This window comes from Mesorhizobium sp. M7A.F.Ca.ET.027.03.2.1, assembly GCF_003999175.1.
Lineage (GTDB): Bacteria > Pseudomonadota > Alphaproteobacteria > Rhizobiales > Rhizobiaceae > Mesorhizobium.
Window position 1 is genome coordinate 1 of record NZ_RZOM01000857.1, and the last position, 2,717, is coordinate 2,717.

At 63.6% G+C, this 2,717-nt stretch carries 4 protein-coding genes; 2 read left to right on the forward strand and 2 right to left on the reverse strand.

Going from position 1 to position 2,717, the window contains the following annotated elements; translation table 11 throughout:
* The coding region (locus EN750_RS28005; RefSeq protein WP_145967968.1) for an aminopeptidase at window positions 1-947 on the reverse strand (947 nt) is incomplete at its 3' end.
* Window positions 944-1,936: a LysR substrate-binding domain-containing protein gene (locus EN750_RS28010; RefSeq protein WP_127398657.1), complete on the reverse strand. Its 993-nt coding sequence runs from the start codon at window positions 1,934-1,936 to the stop codon at window positions 944-946. The genes EN750_RS28010 and EN750_RS28005, both read right to left, overlap by 4 nt.
* A gap of 76 nt (window positions 1,937-2,012) precedes the next feature.
* Here EN750_RS28010 and EN750_RS28015 point away from each other — a divergent pair, with 76 nt between their 5' ends.
* Complete coding sequence (locus tag EN750_RS28015; protein WP_127271618.1) at window positions 2,013-2,234, forward strand: hypothetical protein; 222 nt, start codon at window positions 2,013-2,015, stop codon at window positions 2,232-2,234.
* 115 nt (window positions 2,235-2,349) lie between these two features.
* A partial coding sequence (locus EN750_RS28020; protein WP_127398659.1) for a YbfB/YjiJ family MFS transporter occupies window positions 2,350-2,717 on the forward strand: 368 nt, incomplete at its 3' end.

Consider the following 2,717-nt stretch of genomic DNA (forward strand, 5'->3'; position numbering starts at 1 on the left):
GTATCGAGCACCTTCTTCAGCACATCCTCGCCCTTCGATGCCTTGGCCTCGACGATCCTGCCTTCTTCGAAACGCACCGAAATGTCGTCGATCAGCGTGCCCTGGTAGGACAGCGGCTTGGTCGAGGAGACATGACCCTCGACCCGCCTTGCATGCGGCGTGGTGAAGACCTCCTCGGTCGGGATGTTGGGATTGCAGGTGATGCCGTTCTTGGCGGTCGAGGCGCCGCCCATCCATTCATGGCCGTCCGCCAGCCCAACGGTCAGGTCGGTGCCCGGTCCGGTGAAATGCAGCGCGTGGAAATTATGGCCATTGAGCCATTCGGTGCGGCTGCGAAGCGCCGCGTTGTGCGCCTTCCAATTGCCGATCGGGTCCTCAACATCGACCCGCGAAGCGGCGAAGATGGCATCGGCGAGCTTCACCACCGCAACATCGTCGGCATCGCCGGGGAAGACCTGTTTGGCCCAGGCGAGGTCCGGATAGGCGACGATGTTCCAGTTGATGTCGAAGCCGGTGATCTTTTCCAGCGCCGGCTGGTAGGCCATCGAATTCGCCTTGTTGGCGCGCGCCACTTTCGCCGGATCCTGTGCGGAGAGCAGCGACGGATCCTCGCCGCGCACGGCAAGCCTGGCCGCATTGTTGGAAAAGGCCTTCGCCATGCCTTCATAGAGCCAGCCGGCGGCGCGGTCGAAGCTCGCATCGGCACCGAAGCGGTAGCGGGCCAGCGTCATCTCATCATCGTTGAAGATCGGCGTCACCAGCCCGGCGCCGGCCTTGTAGGCATGCTCGACGATCCGCCTGGTCAGCGGCAGTGCCGCGATGGACGACGTCAGCACCAGATCCTGCCCCGGCTGCAATTGCAGTCCGACCTTGATGGCGACTTCCGCCAGCCTGTCGAGCTTCACCGGGTCGATCGATGCGGAAACGCCGCGCGAATGTGTGGTCATGATCCTGCCTGTCGTAGTTTGATGTCCGACCCTACATAGCTCGGTGCCTCCGTCCTTTCCACCGCGATCGCGCCGGCGGGTTCTGGGTTTACGGACCCGAACCGCGCCATGGTTGCCTCGATCTCTTCCCTGATCCAGAGCTTGAAATCACGGACCTTACGGCTTTCCGCCTTGGTGCTGGAGGTCACCAGCCAATAGCCGAGCCCGCTCTGGGCGCGGATTCCGAAAGGCGCCACCAGCCGCCCGTCGGCCAGCGCGTCGGCGGCGAGCAATTGCCAGCCCAGCATCACGCCATGACCGGCAATCGCCGATTCCAGGCACAGCATCGGGTCGGTGAAACGCGCACCCTTGAGGAAGGCAACAGGCGGAACGCCTGCTGTCTCGAACCAGCTTTCCCAGTTGATCATTGCCCGCTCGTCGGTGATCGCGCAGGTCTGGGCAAGGTCCTCGATCGACTTCAGTTTTTGGGCGATCGCCGGCGCGCAGACCGGGAAGACTTCCTGCGCCAAGAGCAGTTCCGCCCGCCCGCCAGGCCATTTGCCGTCGCCAAGCCGGATGGCGATGTCGATGTCCGAGTGATCGAGATTGGCCAGCCGCACCGAAGCGTCGATGCGCAGCAGCACGTTGGGATGTCGGTCGAAGTGGCGAGATAGCCTGGGCAACAGCCACTTCGAGGCAAAGGCCGGCGCCACCGAAACCACCAATGTGCATTGCGTAGCCTCGTCGGCCAGCGCCACGGCCTGGGCAAGCTCACGAAATCCAGCACCGAGGCGGGTCGCGAAAACGGCGCCGAATTCGGTCAGCACCAGACCGCTCGCCGTTCGCTCGAACAGCGCCTGGCCGAGCTGTTTTTCGGTACGGCTGATCTGCTGGCTGACGGCGCTGACGGAAACGTTGAGTTCACCGGCCGCCGCCGCCAGTGATCCGAGACGGGCAACGGTTTCGACGGCGCGGAGGCCGTTGAGATGGACGCGGTTGAGCATGGCCATTGAGTTTTTCTAAACTGATCCGGCTGAAATCGAAACGGCAGATTTTGTCGGGAGAGACAGACCTGTGGAGCCGGAAATGTTAGGGATTTTGTCGTCGTCGCTGAAGGTCTTTTTCACTGCGAGCAGGCCGTATGAGCCGCGCCCGGACGGCGAGGCGCAGAGATGGCTGATCGATCCGCTTTCGCATCCGGTGCTGAACACCATGTCGGAGCGCGAACTGGGCGATGTGCCGTTCAGGCTGACGGCACGGCGGACAGTGCACGAAACGGCTCCGCTACGCGCCGGCGGTCGCTGCTGAGCAGGCGCGAAGCGTTCGGCTTGGGGAAAGTCGAGGCGAGCACCGCGTCCCGCGCACGCACTGGCCCAACAGATGGCGATTGTTTCAGCGATCCCTGCACTTATTGTGCAGTGCAATGACATCAGCCACCTCGACAGCGCTGCGTTTCGCCTTCGCTGGCATGATTGCCATGGCGATTGCCATGGGCATCGGCCGTTTCGTCTACACGCCGATCCTGCCCGGCATGATGCAGGAACTGCATCTGTCGCCTGCCGATGCCGGCTGGATCGCCTCTGCCAATTATCTCGGCTACCTCGTCGGCGCGTTGGCGGCGGCGGGCGGCTGGGCGCATGGGCGCGAGCGCCTGCTGATGCTGGCGGGGCTTGGCGCCAGTGCGGTCCTTGCCGCGCTGATGGGGCTGACCGAAGCGATGGCGGCCTTTCTCGCCATCCGCTTTCTGGCCGGTCTGGCCAGCGCCTTCGTCATGGTGTTCATGGCCAGCAT